The following is a 17,295-nucleotide window of genomic DNA, read 5'->3' on the forward strand; positions in this document are numbered from 1 at the left end:
GTCCCGGTCCCCGGGGCGCTCCGCCGGACGGCGGCGGCACCCGTGGAGGATGCCCTGATTATCGCCCCGCGGCACCTGCGGATCCAGTGCTCCGGGAGCCGGCCGAGCGGGCCCGTCATCATGGCGCCCCGGGCGCCGCGGGTCTTACGCACCCGGTCGGCGGTGTCTACGCTGGAAGGGTCGAGGCGGACCGCGCCGGTTCCCCGGCCGGCCGGGGTCGACACCCCGGTCGGCGCCGTGGAGCGGTGCCACGGGAAGGAGTCAGGTCATGGCCGGATTGATGCGCAGGGAGGGCCTGGAGATGCTCGAGCCCCTCCGGCGCCTCCTGGAGGGGGACGTCGAGGCGTCCTGGCCCCGGGTGGAGGAGTACCGGGACGGCGACACGGTGGTGATCCGGGCGGAGCTGCCCGGCATCGACCCGGAGCAGGACGTGGAGCTCACCGTGGCCGACGACGTGCTCCACCTGCGGGCCGAGCGCCGGGAGCGGACCGAGCACAAGGACAAGGGCAGCTACCGCTCGGAGTTCCGCTACGGCTCGTTCTCCCGCACCCTGCCGCTGCCCGCGGGGTGCCGGGACGAGGACATCAGCGCCGCCTACCGCGACGGCGTGCTGGAGGTCCGCGTGCCCGTCGCCGAGCACGTCGAGCCCCCGGCCACCAAGAAGATCCAGGTGACCCGCGGCTGAGGCCGCGCCGGCCGTGCGGGGGCGGGCGGACCGGCTCGGTGCCGCCCGCCGTCGCACGGGCCCCGCGGGCCCGGGGGCCGTTGTGACGGACCTCACCGGGTCCTATCGTGGAGACAGGCGGACCGGCCGGCCCGCCGTGATCGAGGAGGTACAGCATGGACGAGCCGTCGTCCGGTGACCGGATCGTCGTGGGAGTCGACGGGTCCGGCTCGTCCAAGGCCGCGCTCCGGGAGGGGGTGCGGCTCGCCGAGGCCCTGGGCGCGCCGCTCGAGGCCGTCATGTGCTGGGAGGACCCGCTGCTCTACGAGAGCTACCGCGTGGTGGATCCCGAGGAGTTCCGCCGCGGCAGCGAGCAGCTCTTCGAGAGCACGCTCGCCGAGGTGTTCGGGGAGCAGCGCCCCGCGCGCCTCACCACCCGGCTGCTGCGCGGCCAGGCCGCCGCCCGCCTCATCGAGGAGAGCGAGGACGCCCGGATGCTCGTGGTGGGCCGGCGGGGCACGGGCGGGGTGCTCGGGATGATCCTCGGCTCGGTCTCCTCGGCCCTCGTCTCCCACGCCAAGTGCCCCGTCCTCGTGGTGCGGCACTGAGCGCTCCGGCAGGAACCTGCCGGACGGAGCGCGCCCCGGGCTCGGACCGTGGGCGCCGGAACGAAGGAGTTCGACCATGGCAGCACCATCGCAGCAGCGGATCCTCGTGGGGATCGACGGATCGGACTCCTCGAAGGAGGCCCTCCGGACGGGGGACCGGATCGCCCGGTCCCTGGGCGCCCCGCTGACCGCCCTCATGTTCTGGCAGGGCCCGCCGGTCTACGAGGGCTGGGAGACCGTCGACCCGAACAATCCGCCGGCCGGCACCGAGGACGTGCTCCGCGCGACGGTCGAGGACGTGTTCGGCGGCGAGGTCCCGGAGCACGTGAGCGCCGAACTCGTGCACGGGCGGCCCGCGGCCCGGCTGGTCGAGGAGAGCGAGAACGCCCTGATGCTGGTCCTCGGCCGCCGCGGCCACGGCGGCATGCGGGGCTCGGCCCTGGGCTCCGTCTCCAACGCGTGCATCGCGCACGCCCACTGCCCGGTGCTGGTCGTCCGGCACTGACCGGCCGGCGCAGGCCGCCCGGCGCGGCCCCCGCGGCACCGACAGGCCGGCTCCCGGGAGCCGGCCCGGACCAGGAGGTTCGACCATGAGTGCACCGACGGACCAGCGGATCCTCGTGGGGATCGACGGCTCGGAGTCCTCGATGGAGGCCCTGCGGCTCGCCGCGGGACTGGCGGAGGCCCTCGACGCCCCGCTCGAGGCGATCGCGTGCGCCGGGGACCCCACCGTGCTGGACGCCGAGCTCCTCGTCGACGAGGAGGCCCTGCGCGCCAACCACGAGCGGATCCTCGCGCGCACGGTCGCGGCCGTCTTCGGGGAGGACGTCCCCGGACGGCTGACCACCACGGTGACCCACGGCCGCCCGGCCGGCCGGCTCATCGCGGAGAGCGAGTCCGCGCAGCTGCTCGTGCTCGGCCGGCGCGGCCGCGCCGGACTGCTCGGCTCCGGCCTGGGGTCCGTGTCCCACGCGTGCGTCGCCTACGCGCACTGCCCGGTGCTCGTGGTCCGGCACTGAGCGGACCGGCCCGTCACTTCTCGCCGTGCGGTGTGCGGCCGTGCGTTCCGGGGCTGTGCGGCTCGGAGGTGTGCGGTGCGGGACGGGCCCGTCACTTCTCGCCGTGCGGCCCCCGCAGGGCGCGCAGGGCGTTGAGGATGGCCAGGAGGTCCACGACCTCCTGGCTGAGGGCGCCGAAGATCGCCGGGATCGCCCCGGTGGCGGCCACGAGCATGAGCACCACGGACAGGGCGATGCCCAGCCAGATGCTCTGCAGGGCCACCTGCATGGTGCGCCGGCCGATCCGCACCGCGGTCGCGGTCCGGGCGAGGTCCTCGGTGAGGACCACGACGTCGGCGGACTCGCTGGCGGCGGTCGCGCCCCGGGCGCCCATCGCGACGCCGACGTCGGCGGCGGCGAGCACGGGGGCGTCGTTGACGCCGTCGCCGACCATGAGCACCGGCCGGTCCCGGGCGTCCCGGACGGTGCGGACCTTGTCCTCGGGCAGGCACTCGGGCAGCACCTGCGTGATGCCCAGCGCCGCGGCGACGTGCTCCACGGTGGCGCGGGCGTCCCCGCTGAGCACCAGGATCTCCCGCACCCCGAGCGCGGTCAGCTGGGCCATCGTGGCCGCCGCGTCCTCGCGCACCCCGTCGCTCATCACCAGGGTGCCGGCGAAACGGCCGTCCACGGCCACGTACACGGCCAGCTCGCCGGGTCCGAGCGCCTGCTCGACCACGTCCGGGGCGGAGCGGGCCACGTGGGCGCGCTTGCCGACCACCACCCGGCGCCCCCCGACGGTGGCCGTGACCCCGTGGGTGGCCTCCTCGTGCGCCTCCTCCGCGGGGACCGGGTCCAGTCCCCGGGCGAGCGCGGCGTCCCGCACCGAGGCCGAGAGCACGTGCGAGGAGTACTGCTCCGCGGAGGCCGTCAGGCGCAGCAGCTCGTCCTCCCGGAACGGGGGACGGGCGTGCACGGCCAGCAGCTCGGGGCGGCCGTAGGTGATCGTGCCGGTCTTGTCGAAGGCGGCGGTGCGCACCGCCGCGAGCCGTTCGAGCGTTCCGGCGTTCTTGATGATGACCCCGTTGCGGGCCGCCCGGCTCATTCCGCCCAGGAACGCCACGGGCGCGGCGATCAGCAGCGGACAGGGGGTCGCCACCACGAGGACCTCCGCGAAGACCACCGGGTCCCCGTGGTACCACCACGCCAGCCCGGCCACGAGGAGGGCGAACGCGGTGAAGGGCACGGCGTAGCGGTCGGCCAGGCGCACCACCGGCGCGCGGGACGCGGCGGCCTCGCGCACCATCGCCACGATCGTGGCGTACTGGCTGTCCGCCGCGGTCGCCGTGGCCCGCAGGACCACGGCCTGCTGCTCGTTGAGCACCCCGGAGAGCACCGCGTCACCGGCGCGGCGGGTCACGGGCAGGCTCTCCCCGGTGATGGAGGACTCGTCGAAGTCGGCCTCCGCGCCGACCAGCCGGCCGTCCACGGGCACGACCTCGGCGGGGCGGACCAGGATCTCGTCCCCGGGCCGGACCTCCTCGACCGGGACGTCCTGGACGGAGCCGTCCGGGTGCAGCCGGTGGGCGAGCACGGGGGCCCGCTCGAGCAGCGCGTTGAGCTCCTTGCGGGCCCGGTTGGCAGCGTAGTCCTCGAGGGCCTGCCCGCCGGTGAGCATGAGGACCACCACGAGGGACGCCAGGTACTCGCCGACCGCCACGGTGGAGCTGATCGCGGTGACGGCCAGCAGGTCCACGCCCCAGTGCCCGGCGAGGACGTCCTCGACCATGCCCCACGCCACCCGGGCGGCCACGGCCAGCGCCCAGCCCGAGCCCAGCCACTGCGCCGGGACCGGCAGCCCGGCGACCAGCAGCCCGACGACCACGGCACCCACGGCCAGGGTGGCGGCCACGAGCGGGTAGCGCCGCGGGAACTCGAGCAGCCGGCCCGCGCGGCCGGGGTCGACGTCGAGGTCGGGGCGTGCGCCCACGGAGAGGCTCATGCGTCCATGGTGCCCCCGGGCCCGGCCCCGAGTCGACGTTCCGTCTCGGCGATCCGCCGTGCGGTGCGCAGGAAGCTGTCCGGGTTCAGGGAGATCGAGTCGATGCCCTCCCGCACCAGGAACTCGGCGAAGTCGGGGTGGTTGCTGGGGCCCTGGCCGCAGATGCCGATGGGGATGCCGGCGGCGTGGGCCTTGCGGATCGCCTCGCCGATCATCCGGGTGACGGCCTCGTCCCGCTCGTCGAAGAGCGCGCGCAGGGCCTCCGCGTCCCGGTCCACGCCCAGGACGAGCTGGGTGAGGTCGTTGGAGCCGATGGAGAAGCCGTCGAACCGCGTGGCGAACTGCTCGGCCAGGACCACGTTGGAGGGGATCTCGCACATCATGTACACCTTCAGGCCGTGCCGTCCCCGCTCCAGGCCGTGCTCGGCCATCGTGGCGAGGACCCGGTCCGCCTCCGCCACGGTGCGGCAGAACGGGACCATGACCACCACGTTGTCGAAGCCGATGCGCTCGCGGACCCGCCGCAGCGCCCGGCACTCCAGGGCGAAGCCCTCGCGGTAGCGCGGGTCGTAGTAGCGCGAGGCGCCCCGGAAGCCGAGCATCGGGTTCTCCTCGGGCTCCTCGAAGGCCGCCCCGCCCACGAGGTGCGCGTACTCGTTGGTCTTGAAGTCGCTGAGCCGCACGATCACGGGCAGCGGGTGGTACGGGGCGGCGAGCTTGGCGATGCCCAGCGCCAGCGTCTGCACGAAGTACTCCTGCCCGTCGGCGAAGCCCGCCGTCAGCTGCGCGATCCGCCGCCGGTCCGCCTCGTCCTGCACCCGCTCCGGGTGCACGAGGGCCATGGGGTGGACCTCGACGATGTTGTTGACCACGAACTCCATCCGGGCCAGCCCCACCCCGTCGGCCGGCAGCCGCCACCAGCGGAAGGCCGCGGCGGGGCTCGCCACGTTGACCATGACGGCGGTGCGCGTGTCCGGCAGCTCCCCGAGGTCCACCTCCTCGACGTCGAACGCGAGGGCGCCCTCGTAGACCGTGCCCCGGTCGCCCGACGCGCAGGAGACCGTCAGCTCCTGGCCCTCCGGGATCGTCCGGGAGGCGTCCCCGGTGCCGACGACGGCGGGCAGGCCCAGCTCCCGGCTGACGATCGCGGCGTGGCTGGTGGCCCCGCCGTGGTCGGTGACGATCGCGGCGGCACGCTTCATCACCGGGACCCAGTCCGGGTCCGTCATCTCGGTGACGAGCACCGCCCCGTCCCGGAAGGACTCGATGTCCGCAGCGGTGCGCACCACGCAGGCCGGCCCGGTCGCCACGGCGTCCCCGACCGCGGCGCCCACCGCGAGCACGCGTCCCTCCTCGCGGAGGTGGTGGACCGTGAAGCGGGTCCCGCTGCGCCCGGCCTGGACGGTCTCCGGCCGGGCCTGCAGCAGGAACAGCTCGCCGGTCAGCCCGTCCTTCGCCCACTCCAGGTCCATGGGCCGGCCGTAGTGGTCCTCGACGAGCACGGCCCAGCGGCCGAGCTGCAGGACGTCGGCGTCGCCGAGCACCCACGCCTCCCGCTCCGCGGGGGTGGTCTCCACGAGCCGGGTGGCGGCGGCGCCGGCCGGGGCGTCGTCGTCGTGCACGAGCTTGTGCAGCTTGGCCCCGCGGGTCCGCTCCACGATCGGGGCCTCCGCGACGTCGAGGAGGGGCTTGAAGACGAGGTACTTGTCCGGGTCCACGGTGCCCTGCACGACCGTCTCGCCCAGGCCCCACGCCGCGCTGATCACCGCCACGCGGGGGAAGCCGCTCTCGGTGTCGATCGAGAACATCACCCCGGAGCCGCCGAGGTCCGAGCGCACCATCTCCTGCACGCCGACGGACAGGGCGACCGCGCGGTGGTCGAAGCGCTTGAGCTCCCGGTAGGTGATCGCCCGGTCCGTGAACAGGGACGCGTAGCACCGCCGGCACGCCGCCAGCAGCTCCTCCTCGCCGACCACGTTGAGATAGGTCTCCTGCTGGCCGGCGAAGCTCGCGTCCGGGAGGTCCTCCGCGGTGGCGCTGCTGCGCACGGCCACGGACAGCCGGGCGCGGCCGGTGCGCTCGGAGAGCTCCCGGTAGAACCGCCGGATCTGCCGCGCCGTCTCCTCGGGGAACTCCCCGCGCAGGAACAGCTCCCGCACGGCGGCCCCGGTCTCCCGCAGCGTCGCGCGGCCCGCGCGGTGGTCCTCGAGCCGTTCCCGCAGGGCGGGCCCGATCCCGTTGGCCTCCACGTAGGACCGGTAGGCGTCCGCGCTGGTCGCGAAGCCGCCCGGCACGCGCACGCCCCGGGACGCCAGCTCCCGGACCAGCTCCCCGAGCGAGGCGTTCTTGCCGCCCACGAGGGGGACGTCCGCGATCCCGAGCTCCTCGAACCAGCGGACCTCGGGGGCGGCCACGTCAGCTCCTCCGGGCCAGGAGGGCCGCGCAGGCCTCCTCGCACCGCTCGCAGGCCTCGGCCGCGAGGGCGCAGTGCTCGTAGACCTCGTCGTGCCTGCGGCACGCGTCCCGGCAGATCCGGACCGCGGCCCGGCACGCCTCGAGCAGCGGCACCAGCACGGCCCGGCCGTCCCCGGGCTCCGGGAAGCCGAGACGGGCCAGCACCTGGGCGGTGGCCGAGCAGATCACCGCGCAGTCCTGTTCGGCGCGCAGGCACTCGCGCAGCTCCGCGACGGCGTCCTCCTCGACGCACGCGTCGGCGCTGATCCGGCAGATCTGGGCGGTGTCGAGGCACGCCTCGATGCACTCGGCCTCGGCCGCGCGCTCCTCGTGCGTGAGCTCCGGGGCGGCGGGGTGCGCCATCAGGGCGCGGCTGATCGTGCTCACGGGACGTCCTCCATCGGGTGGGACCGGTACGGGTCGGATCAGCCCGCGAGGCGGGACCTCGGGTCGGTGCGGGGCCGGGCCGCCCGGCGCACGGGCTCGGGGGGCCCGGAGCGGCGGGAGCCCGCCCACCCGGCGAGCTGGGTGACGGTGCCGTGGCCGGGCAGCTCGGCGGGGACCACGAAGTCGACGGCGGGCGTGCCGCGCACCGCGTCCTCGTGCTCCGCGGCCCAGCGCAGCAGGTCCACGGCGGCCGGCTCGACGTGGTGGGCGGTGGTGAGGTCCACGACCACCGCGATGTCCGGTGCCAGGGTGCGGGCGCGGCGGACCAGGGGGCACAGGGCCCGGTGGTTGAGCTCCGTGACGCACCCGCTGACCACGAGCCGGATGTGCCTGCCGTCCAGATCGACCTGGACGAGGACGGACGGTTTGTGGTGCATGCTGTCTCCCCCTGCAGCTCGCGGTGCGTGGCCGGCTGCTCGGCCTTCCCTCAGTCCACGCTAGGCGACGGGAGACCTGGGTCACCACGAAAGGTGGCCTCCCACGGGCACATTTCGTCTACCGACGGGTAGGAGGGGTGCGGCGCTCAGCCCAGCGGAGAGGGCTGCCGCGTGGCGTCGGGGGCGAACGGGTCGCTGCCCACCGTCCCGCGCACGCGGGCGAGGAAGGCCATGAGGTGGTACACGACGAGCGTGGCCGCGGTGCCGAGGGCGATGCCCGCGAACTGCAGCCCGGAGGCCTCCCACGTGTAGTCGGCGATCCCGATGATCATGGCCACCGCCGCGGTGGTGAGGTTGACCGGGTTCGAGAAGTCCACGCGGTTCTGCACCCAGATCCGTACGCCGAGCATGCCGATCATCCCGTACAGCACGGTCGCGGCCCCGCCCAGGACCCCCGCGGGGACCGTGGCCACGGCGGCGCCGAAGACCGGGAAGACGCTCAGCAGGATCGCCACGACGGCGGCGACCCAGTAGGCCGCCGTCGAGTAGACGCGCGTGGCCGCCATGACGCCGATGTTCTCCGCGTAGGTCGTGGTCCCGGAGCCGCCGCCCGAGCCGGCGATCACGGTGGCGAGCCCGTCGGACATGATGGCCCGGCCGATGTACGGGTCGAGGTCGTCGCCGGTCATGAGCGCCACGGACTTCACGTGCCCGATGTTCTCGGCCACCAGCACGAGGATGACCGGGACGAACAGGCCCATGAGGGGCAGGTGGAACTCGGGGGCCTGGAACGGGGGCAGCCCGAACAGGCCCTGCTGCTGCCACGCCTCGGCGATCCGGGTGAAGTCCACCTCGCCCCGGAGCACCGCCGTCAGGTAGCCGATCAGCACGCCGAGCAGGATCGACAGCCGGCCGGGCAGGCCGCGGAAGAGCACCGAGATGAGGATGATGGAGAACAGCGTCACCAGTGCGGTGACGGGGGCCTCCATGAAGTTCTGCTGCGCGGACGGGGCCAGGTTGAAGCCGATGAGCGCCACGATGGTGCCCGTGACCAGCGGCGGCATGAGCTTCTGGAGCCAGGCCGTGCCCGCGAACTGCACCACCAGGCCGATGAGGAACAGCGCCGCGCCGGCCATCAGGACGCCGCCCAGCGCCCCGCCCGGGCCGTACTGGTTCGTCGAGGCGCCGATGGGGGCGATGAAGGCGAAGGACGAGCCGAGGTAGGAGGGCACCCGGCCGGCGGTGACCACCAGGAAGAGGATCGTGCCCACCCCGGAGAAGAACAGCGTGGTGGAGGGCGGGAATCCCGTGATCAGGGGGACCAGGAACGTGGCGCCGAACATGGCCACCACGTGCTGCGCGCCGATCGTGACCGTGCGGGGCCAGGTGAGCCGCTCCCGCGGCCGCACGACCTCCCCGGCGGTGACGGTGCGGCCGTCGCCGTGGAGGCGCCAGCCGAGGCCGAGGCGGGTGGCGATGCTGCGTCCGGGCACGGGGGAACTCATGGGGTCTCCTCGACGGCGGGGTGGGAGCCCGGATCCGGGCCCCCACCACTGTACTCGGTGCCCCCCGCCGGGCGGGGCGGGCCCTGCTTCCCGCCCGGAGGTGTCGGAGGCCCTCCATGTGATCAGCACGGTGATGGAAACTATGATGGTGGGCGACCAGCACCACCGCCCGGACAGGAGTCGACACATGCGTCAGCCACAGCCACGAGGGCCGCTCGGCGAGGACCTCCTCGCGGTGCTCCGGGAGGAGCCCGGCACCCCCGCGGCCGAGGAGCGGGCCTCGGCGCTGCCGGCGGCCGCCCGTGCCGCCGTGTCCCGCGCGGAGGACGTCCTCGCGGACGACGACGTCCAGCTCGCCCTCTTCGTCCTGCACGCCCTGCACTACCAGGGCGTCGAGGGGGTCGACGACCGCTGGGAGAGCGACCCCGAGCTGCTGCGGGCGAGGGAAGTGCTCTCCGCCGCGCTCGAGGCACGGCTGCGGGCGGAGCTGCCGGTCGACACGGTGCCCGGCACGCCGCAGTCGGTCGCCGACGCCCTGTTCGCCATGGCCGCCGAGGACGACGGCCCGAGCCTCGCGCGCCACCTCTCCGGCCGGGCGGACGGGGAGCAGGCACGGGAGTTCCTGCAGCTGAAGTCCGTCTACCAGCTCATGGAGGGCGATCCGCACACGTGGGGCATCCCGCGGCTGAGCGGCCGGGCGAAGGCCGGGCTGATCGAGATCCAGGTCGACGAGTACGGGGGCGGCAACGCCGCCCGGATGCACTCGGCCCTGTTCGCCGCCGGGATGCGCGAGGCCGGCCTCGACGACTCCTACGGCAGCGCCGTGGACCGGGTGCCCGCCGAGTGGCTCGCCGGGGTCAACACCGTCACGATGTTCGGTCTGCACCGCCGGCTGCGCGGCGCGGTGGTGGGGCACCTGGCCATGTACGAGATGACCTCCTCCGTGCCCTCCAGGTTCCTGGCCCGGGGCTTCCACCGCCTGGGGCTGCCCGCCGCGGCCGCGTTCTACGACGAGCACGTCGAGGCCGACGCCGCCCACGAGCAGATCGCGGCCCGGGACATGGCCGGGGGCCTCGTGGTCGAGGACCCCGCCGTCGCCGCCGACGTCTTCTTCGGCGCGCGCTGCGTCCTGCACCTGGACGGCCTCGCCGCACGTCAGGCGCTCGCCCGCTGGGAGGCGGGGGAGTCCGCGCTGCGCCCGGCCACGGCGGGGTCCGCACGGCGTGGCGCCGCAGAGCTCGTCCGGTGAGCGGGGAGCCCCGCGCCGGGGACCCCGCGCCGGACCCCGCCCCCGGCCCCACGGCGCTCCCTGATCCCGGCCCCGCTGCGCTCCCCGGTCCCGCCCCGGCCGGCGGTGCCGGTGAGCGGGTGACGATCACCGTGTGCCCCGACGGCCCGCTGCTGGTGCGCGGCGGCTACGAGCTGCTGGACGGCGACGACCGGCCCATCGACCCGGGGCGCGCCACCGTGGCGCTGTGCCGCTGCGGGGCCTCGTCCATCAAGCCGTTCTGCGACGGCTCGCACAAGCGGGCCCGGTTCCGCGCCCGCTGAGCCTCAGCGGCGCGGAGCGGGCTCGCGCAGCAGCCACTGCGCGAGCTGGTCCAGGGCCATGCCCAGCAGGCCGATCACGAGGATCACCACGAGCATCTCGTCGTAGGCCAGCCGGTCCCGGGCGTTGAGGATCTCGTAGCCCAGGCCGCTGCTGACCCCGAGCATCTCCGCCGGGACGATGACCACCCACGAGATCCCCAGGGCCAGCCGCACACCGGTCATGACGAACGGCCGGATGCTGGGCAGCACCACGGTGCGCAGCCGCTCGACCGGGGTGGCCCCGAGGGTCTCGGCGACCCGCAGGTGCAGCGGGTCCAGCGCCTGCACGCCCGCCGCCGTGTTCATGGTGATCGGCCAGACGGCGGCGGCGGCCACGAGGAAGACGACGGGCGCGTTGCCCACCCCCAGCAGGGCCACGGCCACCGGTGCCCAGGACAGCGGGGAGACCATGCGCAGGAACTGCACGACCGGGGCGCTGGTCCACCGGAAGCGGCGGTAGGAGCCGATGAGCAGACCCAGGGGCACGCCGAGCCCGGTGGCCACGGCCAGCCCGCACAGCAGCCGCCACAGGCTCGTCAGGCCGTCCTGGACCACCACGCCCCGCTCGAACAGCGAGGCCACGGCGCCGGGCATGCGCTCGGGCTGGAACGCGGCGATCATCGTGCTGGCGCCCGCCGCGGCGTGGGTGAACGCCCACCACACGGCGACCGTGACGAGCACCCCGAACACGCCCCAGGCGGGCCCGGCCCAGCGGGGCCCGGTGCGCCGGGCCGTCCGCGCCGGAGCGGAGCCGCCCGGGCCGGAGCCGGCCGGCGCGGTGCGGGACGGGCCGGTGCGGGCGACGTCGTCGAGGTCGGTGGGGGTCCCCGAGGCGTCCTGCGGGGTCCGGTGCGGGGCGCTCATGGGGCGATCTCCTCGGTGCGGGTCGTGCCGGTCAGGCCGAAGACGCCCAGCCCGCCGACCTTCTCGATGCTGCGGGTCACGAGCGTGTCGTCGACGAGCTCGCGGTGGGCGGCGGCCGGGTCGAGGCCGTCGAGGAACCCGGCCGGCGCGTCGACGACCGTCTCCTGCATGGCGCGCACCAGCTCCTCGGTGAAGCTCGCGTACGGGTACGGGCGGAAGTCCAGGCGCTCGCCGTTCCAGGCGGGGTGGTGCAGGGCGCCCTGGTGCTCGGCGGCGTGGTAGGTCAGGGCCTGCTGGATCACGGGCCGGGGCTGGGGGAGGTAGTCGGCGGAGAGCAGCGCCGCGGTCTCGGGGCGGTTCTGCCGGGCCCAGGCCTGGGCCCGGACGAGGGCGTCCATGAACCCCTGGGCCTGCGCGGGGCGGTTGCGGATGAGCTCGCCGCGCAGCATCGTCACGCAGCACGCGTGGTCGTGCCACACGTCGCCGAGGAACCGGTGGATGTTCCCGACGTCCTTCGCCTCGGCGGCGGCGTTGAACGGGTCGGCGACCACGTAGCCGCCGATCACCCCGTTGTTCAGCGCCGGGAGCATGTCCGAGGGGGCCATGGGCAGCAGGGCGACGGTGCGGCGCTGCCGGGACGGGGCCTCCCGCATGACCGGGACGAGACCGGCCTCGCGCAGCAGCTTCTGCACGATCACGTTGTGCACGGACCACCACGCCGGGATCGCCACGGACTCCCCGGACAGGTCCTCGAGCCGCTGCACGTCCGGGCGGACCGTGAGCGCGGAGCCGTTGATGTGGTTCCAGGCCGTGATGCGGACGTCGGCCCGCAGGCCGTAGCGCATGTACAGGGCCATGGGCATGAGCATGTGGATCGCGTCCACCTTGCCCGCCACGAACGCCTCGGACAGGGACGCCCAGCTGCGGAAGAGCACCGGGTCCGCGACCGGGACGGCGGCGTCGTCGTAGTAGCCGTTGGCGTGGGCGACCAGCAGGGGGGAGGCGTCCGTGATGGGAAGGTACCCGATCCGCACGGGCCGTGCCGGGCCGTCCGCGCCGCGGGCGTCCTGCTGGCTGCCCGCGTAGAGGCTCCCGGCGCCCCAGCCGAGACCGGTGAGGGCCGCGGCCCCGGCCCCGGCCCGCAGCAGGGTCCGCCGGCTCGGTCCGCCGGTGCTCATATGACCCAGTTCCCGTCGTCGTCCCCGCCGCCGCGGTAGTGGGCGAGGATCTGCTCGGCCGTGGTGCCGTCCTGCGCCGGCACCCACTGCTGCCGGAACCCGCGCGGACCGGCGAAGAAGCCGATCCGGTCGCCGAGGGTGATGGCCTCGTCGACGTCGTGGGTGACGAGGAAGACCGTCAGCTCGAGCTCGGTCGCGAGCCCGCGCAGCCACAGCTGCAGGTCCTTGCGGGTCGCGGGGTCCAGGGCGCTGAAGGGCTCGTCGAGCAGGAGCACGTCGGGGCGCACCGCCAGCGCACGGCCCACGGACACGCGCTGGGCCTGCCCGCCGGAGAGCTCCTGGACCGGGGTGTGCGCCAGCGCGGCCAGGCCGAGGATCCCGAGCAGGTCGTCCACGCGGGCGTCCTCGAAGCGGTCGCGGTTGCGCCGGTACCGGCCGCCGAGGGCGATGTTCTGGCGCACCGACAGCCAGGGGAACAGCCCGGGGTCCTGGAAGACGACGGCGAAGCGCTCGTCGGCGTCGCCGAACTCGATGCTGCCCCCGTCCAGGGGCTCGAGCCCGGCGATGGCCCGCAGCAGGGTCGACTTCCCGGAGCCGCTGGGGCCCAGCACCGCGAGGGTCTCGCCGCTGCGCAGGGTCAGGTCCACCCCGTCGAGGGCGGGGGCGGAGGCCCCCGGGTAGCTCTTGCGCAGCCCGCGGACGGTGAGCGCGGGCCGCGGGGCGGGGCTCAGACCAGGTGCTGCAGGACCCACCGCAGGTGCCCTTCCGTGGGGGACTGGACGGGAAGGAACGCGGCCTCGCGGGCGCGGCGGGCCGTGGCCGACGACATGGCGTAGCCGCGCCCGCCCACGATCTTCCCCTCGAGCCGGGTGGCCCGGCCCGTGAGCAGCGCGGCGTCCAGGCGGAGGGAGAACAGCTCGCGGGGGCCCGCCGCGCGGGGCGTGTCCGCGAGGCGCAGCAGGTCGGTGCGCAGCCGCCGCTGCTCGGCGGTCGCCTCCTCCAGCTCCTCGCGGAAGACCTCGGCGACGCCCTGCAGGGCGTCGTGGGCGGCGGTCAGCGCGGCGGCCGAGAGGCCGAGGCAGAACGCGGTCTGCAGCAGCAGGAAGGGGCCCCGGACGGCGGCGAGGAAGGACGGGACGTCCTCGCTCAGCAGGTCCTCGGCGAGGTCGACGGGCACGTCCTCGAGCACGAGCACGCCGGAGGCCGTCGCGTTGAGGGCCATCAGGTTCTCGAGCAGCCGCACCGTCACGCCGGGCGCCGAGACCCGGGTCCGGAGCACCGCGCGGGAGCCGTCGGCCCGCACGGCGGGCAGCACCACGAGGCCCTCGGGGTACAGGTTGGAGGCCCACGGCACGGTGCCGTTGAGGACGGGCCCCGAGGCGCCGTCGGTGAGGGTCACGGGGATCTCCCCGATGCCGGCCGCGTCCTTGAACGCCGGCGCCATCGCCGAGCACCCGGGCACGGCCCCGGACCGGACGTCCGCGGGGATCCCGGTCCCGGTGGCGGCGAGGTACTCGACGGTCGCCCGGTGCGCCCACAGGGAGAACGCCGTGGCGGTGCACTCGGTGGCGAGGTCGAACACGACGGCGGCCTGCGGGGCCAGCGACCCGGTCAGGCCGAGGTCCAGCAGCCCCCGGTCGCCCAGCTCGCGCAGGGTCGTCAGCGGGGACGCGGTGGCCGCGTCGACGTCGCGGGCCCGCGCCGCGGCGGTGCGGCGGACGAACTCGTGGTCCGGGTAGTCGACGAGCGGGGCGAGCAGCGGCTCGGTCCCGGGGACCGGGCCGCCGGCCGTGGACGGGGTGCGCGTGGACTGGGTCATGGTCTTCCGTTCTGCCGGGGAGTGCGGTGCGGGCCCGCCGGCACGGCGGGCGGGAAGCACGACGGCGGCCCCCGGCTCGCGGGGGCCGCCGTGGCGCCGGGTGCTGCGGTCCGCTCAGACGTTGAGCTTGAACATCCGGTCGAACGGGGTGCCCACGGCCTGGCGCGCGCGCTCCACGGACGCCTCGTCGGGGGCGTTGTAGAAGCACAGGCACTTCGCGGTGTCCTCGCGCACGTAGGTGCGCAGGAAGGAGACCTCGGGGACCTCGGCGTACTTGGGGGAGTTGGCCTTCTTGCGGGCCAGGTACTGCTCCATGGTGATCTCCGCGGGGATGTCCCACTCCACCAGGTACTGCGCGTCGCCCTTGAGCTTCTTGATGTCCTCGAGCTCGGCGCCCACGAGGCGGACGGCGTCGGGTCCGGTGACCTCCGCGGCGGCGTCCCCGGCGGCGGAGCGCACCGCCTGGGCGAGGCCCTCGCCGCTGTCGGCCTCGACGATCACGAACACCCGTCCGTGGTCGGCCGTGACCTGGGACTCGATGAACTCGGCGCCGGCCGAGGAGACGGCCTCGGAGACCGTGCCGATCAGCTGGGTCACGGCGTCCTTGGACGCGGAGGCGGGAACGATCTCGAGCAGGTGGAGAGACATGGGATTCCTTCCGGACGAGGGAGGCGGCGGAGCCGCGCCGGCACTGTTTCCAGGCTAGGCTCCTGCCCGCCGGACGTCGCGGAAATCGTCATGGTTCGCAACATCGGGCTCTTCCGCCCGTTTCCCTGGTGCCGGGGACCTGTCGTGTGCACAATGTCCCCCGCTCCGCCCGCCGGGACGCGGCCGGCCGACCCGGGCGGGGACCGCACGGCCTCCGCGGGGAGCGTGCCCGGGTCGGGGCGGGCGCCCCCGCGGGGGAGGCGGTCCGGCCCCGGTCCGGGGCGGTCCGGGGCCGGACCGCCCCGGACCCGTCAGGAGATGACGCCGTCCACCAGGGCCTTGGCCTCCCGCTGGACCTGCTGCAGGTGCTCCTCGCCGAGGAAGGACTCCGCGTAGATCTTGTAGACGTCCTCCGTGCCGGACGGCCGCGCCGCGAACCACGCGTTCTTCGTGGTGACCTTCAGCCCGCCGATCGCCGCGCCGTTGCCGGGGGCGTTGGTCAGCTTCGCCGTGATCTGCTCGCCGGCCAGGGTGTCCGCCTCCACCTGGGCGGGGGAGAGCTTCTTCAGGGCGGCCTTCTGCTCCCGGCTCGCCGGGGCGTCGATGCGCTGGTAGACGGGGGCGCCGAACTGCTGGGTGAGCTCCGCGTAGCGCTGGGACGGGGTCTTCCCGGTGCGGGCCGTGATCTCCGCGGCCAGCAGCGCCAGGATGATCCCGTCCTTGTCGGTGGACCACACGGAGCCGTCCCGGCGCAGGAAGGACGCGCCCGCGGACTCCTCGCCGCCGAAGCCGATCGAGCCGTCCATCAGCCCGGGCACGAACCACTTGAAGCCCACCGGGACCTCCACGAGCTCACGGCCCAGGGAAGCCGCCACCCGGTCGATGATCGAGGAGGACACGAGCGTCTTGCCGACCCCGGCCTCCGGGGACCAGCCGGTGCGCTCGCGGAAGAGGTAGTCGATGGCCACCGCCAGGTAGTGGTTGGGGTTCATCAGGCCCGCGTCGGGGGTCACGATGCCGTGGCGGTCCGTGTCGGCGTCGTTGCCGGTGGCGATGTCGTACTTGTCCCGGTTGCCGATGAGCGAGGCCATGGCGGAGGGGGAGGAGCAGTCCATCCGGATCTTCTCGTCCCAGTCGAGGGTCATGAACGCCCACTGGGGGTCCACGTCCGGGTTCACCACGGTCATGTTCAGCCCGAAGCGCTGGGCGATCTCGCCCCAGTAGGCCACGGAGGCCGAGCCCATGGGGTCGGCACCGATGTGCAGGCCGGAGTCACGGATCACGTCGAGGTCGACGACCTCCGGCAGCGTCCGCACGTACTCCTCGAGGAAGTCGTAGCCCCCGGTGGTCTCCGCCGCCCGCGCCTGGGCCAGGGGCATCCTGCGGACCCCCGCCATGCCGTTCTCGAGGAACTGGTTGGCGCGCTGGGCGATCCACTCGGTGGCGTCGCTGTCCGCGGGGCCGCCGTTGGGCGGGTTGTACTTGAAGCCGCCGTCGGAGGGCGGGTTGTGGGACGGGGTGATGACGATGCCGTCGGCCATCCCCTCCGCCCGGCCCGTGTTGTGGGTCAGGATCGCGTGGGACAGCGCCGGGGTGGGCACGTAGCCGTCCCGGGAGTCCAGCAGGACGGTCACGCCGTTGGCGGCCAGCACCTCGAGCGCGGTGTCCTGCGCGGGCCCGGACAGGGCGTGGGTGTCCTTGCCCATGAACAGCGGGCCCGTGATCCGCTGGCCGGTGCGGTACTCCACGATGGCCTGCGTGATCGCCGCGATGTGCGGCTCGTTGAACGAGGCCTTGAGGGACGAGCCCCGGTGCCCGGACGTGCCGAAGGCCACGCGCTGGTCCGGGTCCGACGGGTCGGGCGAGACGTCGGTGTAGGCGTCGAGGAGCTTGCCGAGGTCGACGAGGTCACTGGGTTGGGCGACGGTGCCCGCACGGTTGGTCATGGCGCCCAACCTACCGCCGGGCGGCTGGCGCGTGGGGCTGCCGCGCGATCGGGTCGCCAGGTTTCGCGCTCCCTGCCGCGCGAGCAGGGCCGCGCAGCGGGAGGGCCGGAGGGGGCGGACAAGCAGGGCCGCGCAGCGGGGGGCCGGAGGGAGTGCGCAGGGGCTGGAGGAATCGCGGCGGGTGGGACAGGATGA

At 74.6% G+C, this 17,295-nt stretch carries 17 protein-coding genes; 6 read left to right on the forward strand and 11 right to left on the reverse strand.

Translation table 11 applies throughout. The annotated features are described in order from the left end of the window. Positions 1-268: 268 nt before the first annotated feature. The 4 genes from AVL61_RS15640 to AVL61_RS15655 all read left to right on the forward strand — a co-directional run bounded on the left by AVL61_RS15640 (position 269) and on the right by AVL61_RS15655 (position 2,291). On the forward strand, positions 269-685 hold the full coding sequence (locus AVL61_RS15640) for an Hsp20/alpha crystallin family protein (RefSeq protein ID WP_058875246.1): 417 nt from the start codon (positions 269-271) through the stop codon (positions 683-685). Between the two features lie 155 nt (positions 686-840). Then, positions 841-1,272: a universal stress protein gene (locus tag AVL61_RS15645; RefSeq protein WP_058875247.1), complete on the forward strand. Its 432-nt coding sequence runs from the start codon at positions 841-843 to the stop codon at positions 1,270-1,272. A 76-nt stretch (positions 1,273-1,348) separates the two neighbouring features. Beyond that, a complete protein-coding gene (locus AVL61_RS15650) occupies positions 1,349-1,777 on the forward strand; it encodes a universal stress protein (protein ID WP_058875248.1) in 429 nt (142 codons plus the stop codon). An 85-nt stretch (positions 1,778-1,862) separates the two neighbouring features. Then, the gene (locus tag AVL61_RS15655) at positions 1,863-2,291 is read left to right on the forward strand and encodes a universal stress protein (protein WP_058875249.1); all 429 of its coding nucleotides are present in this window, start codon (positions 1,863-1,865) and stop codon (positions 2,289-2,291) included. A gap of 91 nt (positions 2,292-2,382) precedes the next feature. Here AVL61_RS15655 and AVL61_RS15660 read toward each other — a convergent pair whose 3' ends face one another. The 5 genes from AVL61_RS15660 to AVL61_RS15680 all read right to left on the reverse strand — a co-directional run bounded on the left by AVL61_RS15660 (position 2,383) and on the right by AVL61_RS15680 (position 9,055). Then, positions 2,383-4,272, reverse strand: coding sequence for a heavy metal translocating P-type ATPase (locus AVL61_RS15660; RefSeq protein ID WP_058875250.1), 1,890 nt, complete (start codon positions 4,270-4,272; stop codon positions 2,383-2,385). Then, positions 4,269-6,686, reverse strand: a complete 2,418-nt coding sequence (gene ppsA, locus AVL61_RS15665) for a phosphoenolpyruvate synthase (RefSeq protein ID WP_058875251.1) — start codon at positions 6,684-6,686, stop codon at positions 4,269-4,271. The genes AVL61_RS15660 and ppsA overlap by 4 nt, the downstream gene beginning before the upstream one ends. 1 nt (position 6,687) lies before the next feature. Further along, positions 6,688-7,113, reverse strand: coding sequence for a four-helix bundle copper-binding protein (locus tag AVL61_RS15670; protein WP_082697230.1), 426 nt, complete (start codon positions 7,111-7,113; stop codon positions 6,688-6,690). Between the two features lie 38 nt (positions 7,114-7,151). Continuing rightward, a complete protein-coding gene (locus AVL61_RS15675; protein WP_058875252.1) occupies positions 7,152-7,550 on the reverse strand; it encodes a hypothetical protein in 399 nt (132 codons plus the stop codon). A gap of 146 nt (positions 7,551-7,696) precedes the next feature. After that, positions 7,697-9,055, reverse strand: a complete 1,359-nt coding sequence (locus AVL61_RS15680; RefSeq protein ID WP_058875253.1) for a uracil-xanthine permease family protein — start codon at positions 9,053-9,055, stop codon at positions 7,697-7,699. 187 nt (positions 9,056-9,242) lie between these two features. Here AVL61_RS15680 and AVL61_RS15685 point away from each other — a divergent pair, with 187 nt between their 5' ends. Continuing rightward, positions 9,243-10,304, forward strand: coding sequence for an iron-containing redox enzyme family protein (locus AVL61_RS15685; protein ID WP_058875254.1), 1,062 nt, complete (start codon positions 9,243-9,245; stop codon positions 10,302-10,304). Then, entirely contained in the window at positions 10,301-10,606 is a 306-nt protein-coding gene (locus AVL61_RS17650; RefSeq protein WP_082697232.1) for a CDGSH iron-sulfur domain-containing protein, read from the forward strand. Before AVL61_RS15685 ends, AVL61_RS17650 begins: the two co-directional genes overlap by 4 nt. Positions 10,607-10,609: 3 nt before the next feature. Here AVL61_RS17650 and AVL61_RS15695 read toward each other — a convergent pair whose 3' ends face one another. From AVL61_RS15695 to pgm, 6 genes are all read right to left on the reverse strand, one after another. Continuing rightward, a complete protein-coding gene (locus tag AVL61_RS15695; protein ID WP_231738450.1) occupies positions 10,610-11,509 on the reverse strand; it encodes an ABC transporter permease in 900 nt (299 codons plus the stop codon). After that, entirely contained in the window at positions 11,506-12,687 is a 1,182-nt protein-coding gene (locus AVL61_RS15700) for an ABC transporter substrate-binding protein (RefSeq protein ID WP_058875255.1), read from the reverse strand. The genes AVL61_RS15695 and AVL61_RS15700 overlap by 4 nt, the downstream gene beginning before the upstream one ends. After that, positions 12,684-13,439, reverse strand: a complete 756-nt coding sequence (locus tag AVL61_RS15705) for an ABC transporter ATP-binding protein (protein ID WP_231738451.1) — start codon at positions 13,437-13,439, stop codon at positions 12,684-12,686. The genes AVL61_RS15700 and AVL61_RS15705 overlap by 4 nt, the downstream gene beginning before the upstream one ends. Further along, positions 13,415-14,506 carry an acyl-CoA dehydrogenase family protein gene (locus AVL61_RS15710; RefSeq protein ID WP_058875256.1) on the reverse strand — a complete coding sequence of 364 codons (1,092 nt, stop codon included), beginning with the start codon at positions 14,504-14,506 and terminating at the stop codon, positions 13,415-13,417. Before AVL61_RS15710 ends, AVL61_RS15705 begins: the two co-directional genes overlap by 25 nt. 114 nt (positions 14,507-14,620) lie before the next feature. Further along, positions 14,621-15,154, reverse strand: coding sequence for a DUF4242 domain-containing protein (locus AVL61_RS15715; RefSeq protein ID WP_058875257.1), 534 nt, complete (start codon positions 15,152-15,154; stop codon positions 14,621-14,623). Positions 15,155-15,465: 311 nt separating this feature from the next. Then, positions 15,466-17,100, reverse strand: coding sequence for a phosphoglucomutase (alpha-D-glucose-1,6-bisphosphate-dependent) (pgm, locus tag AVL61_RS15720; protein WP_058875258.1), 1,635 nt, complete (start codon positions 17,098-17,100; stop codon positions 15,466-15,468). Positions 17,101-17,295 lie beyond the last annotated feature (195 nt).

The organism is Kocuria rosea subsp. polaris, from assembly GCF_001483755.1.
GTDB classification, from domain to species: Bacteria; Actinomycetota; Actinomycetes; order Actinomycetales; family Micrococcaceae; genus Kocuria; species Kocuria cellulosilytica.

Excerpts from the sequence above, each read along its gene's own strand:
- AVL61_RS15640 (WP_058875246.1), top strand. The coding sequence starts at position 269 with ATGGCCGGATTGATGCGCAGGGAGGGCCTGGAGATGCTCGAGCCCCTC.
- AVL61_RS15645 (WP_058875247.1), top strand. The coding sequence starts at position 841 with ATGGACGAGCCGTCGTCCGGTGACCGGATCGTCGTGGGAGTCGACGGG.
- AVL61_RS15650 (WP_058875248.1), top strand. The coding sequence starts at position 1,349 with ATGGCAGCACCATCGCAGCAGCGGATCCTCGTGGGGATCGACGGATCG.
- AVL61_RS15655 (WP_058875249.1), top strand. The coding sequence starts at position 1,863 with ATGAGTGCACCGACGGACCAGCGGATCCTCGTGGGGATCGACGGCTCG.
- AVL61_RS15660 (WP_058875250.1), bottom strand. The coding sequence starts at position 4,272 with ATGAGCCTCTCCGTGGGCGCACGCCCCGACCTCGACGTCGACCCCGGC.
- AVL61_RS15675 (WP_058875252.1), bottom strand. The coding sequence starts at position 7,550 with ATGCACCACAAACCGTCCGTCCTCGTCCAGGTCGATCTGGACGGCAGG.
- AVL61_RS15680 (WP_058875253.1), bottom strand. The coding sequence starts at position 9,055 with ATGAGTTCCCCCGTGCCCGGACGCAGCATCGCCACCCGCCTCGGCCTC.
- AVL61_RS15685 (WP_058875254.1), top strand. The coding sequence starts at position 9,243 with ATGCGTCAGCCACAGCCACGAGGGCCGCTCGGCGAGGACCTCCTCGCG.
- AVL61_RS15695 (WP_231738450.1), bottom strand. The coding sequence starts at position 11,509 with ATGAGCGCCCCGCACCGGACCCCGCAGGACGCCTCGGGGACCCCCACC.
- AVL61_RS15700 (WP_058875255.1), bottom strand. The coding sequence starts at position 12,687 with ATGAGCACCGGCGGACCGAGCCGGCGGACCCTGCTGCGGGCCGGGGCC.
- AVL61_RS15710 (WP_058875256.1), bottom strand. The coding sequence starts at position 14,506 with ATGACCCAGTCCACGCGCACCCCGTCCACGGCCGGCGGCCCGGTCCCC.
- AVL61_RS15715 (WP_058875257.1), bottom strand. The coding sequence starts at position 15,154 with ATGTCTCTCCACCTGCTCGAGATCGTTCCCGCCTCCGCGTCCAAGGAC.
- pgm (WP_058875258.1), bottom strand. The coding sequence starts at position 17,100 with ATGACCAACCGTGCGGGCACCGTCGCCCAACCCAGTGACCTCGTCGAC.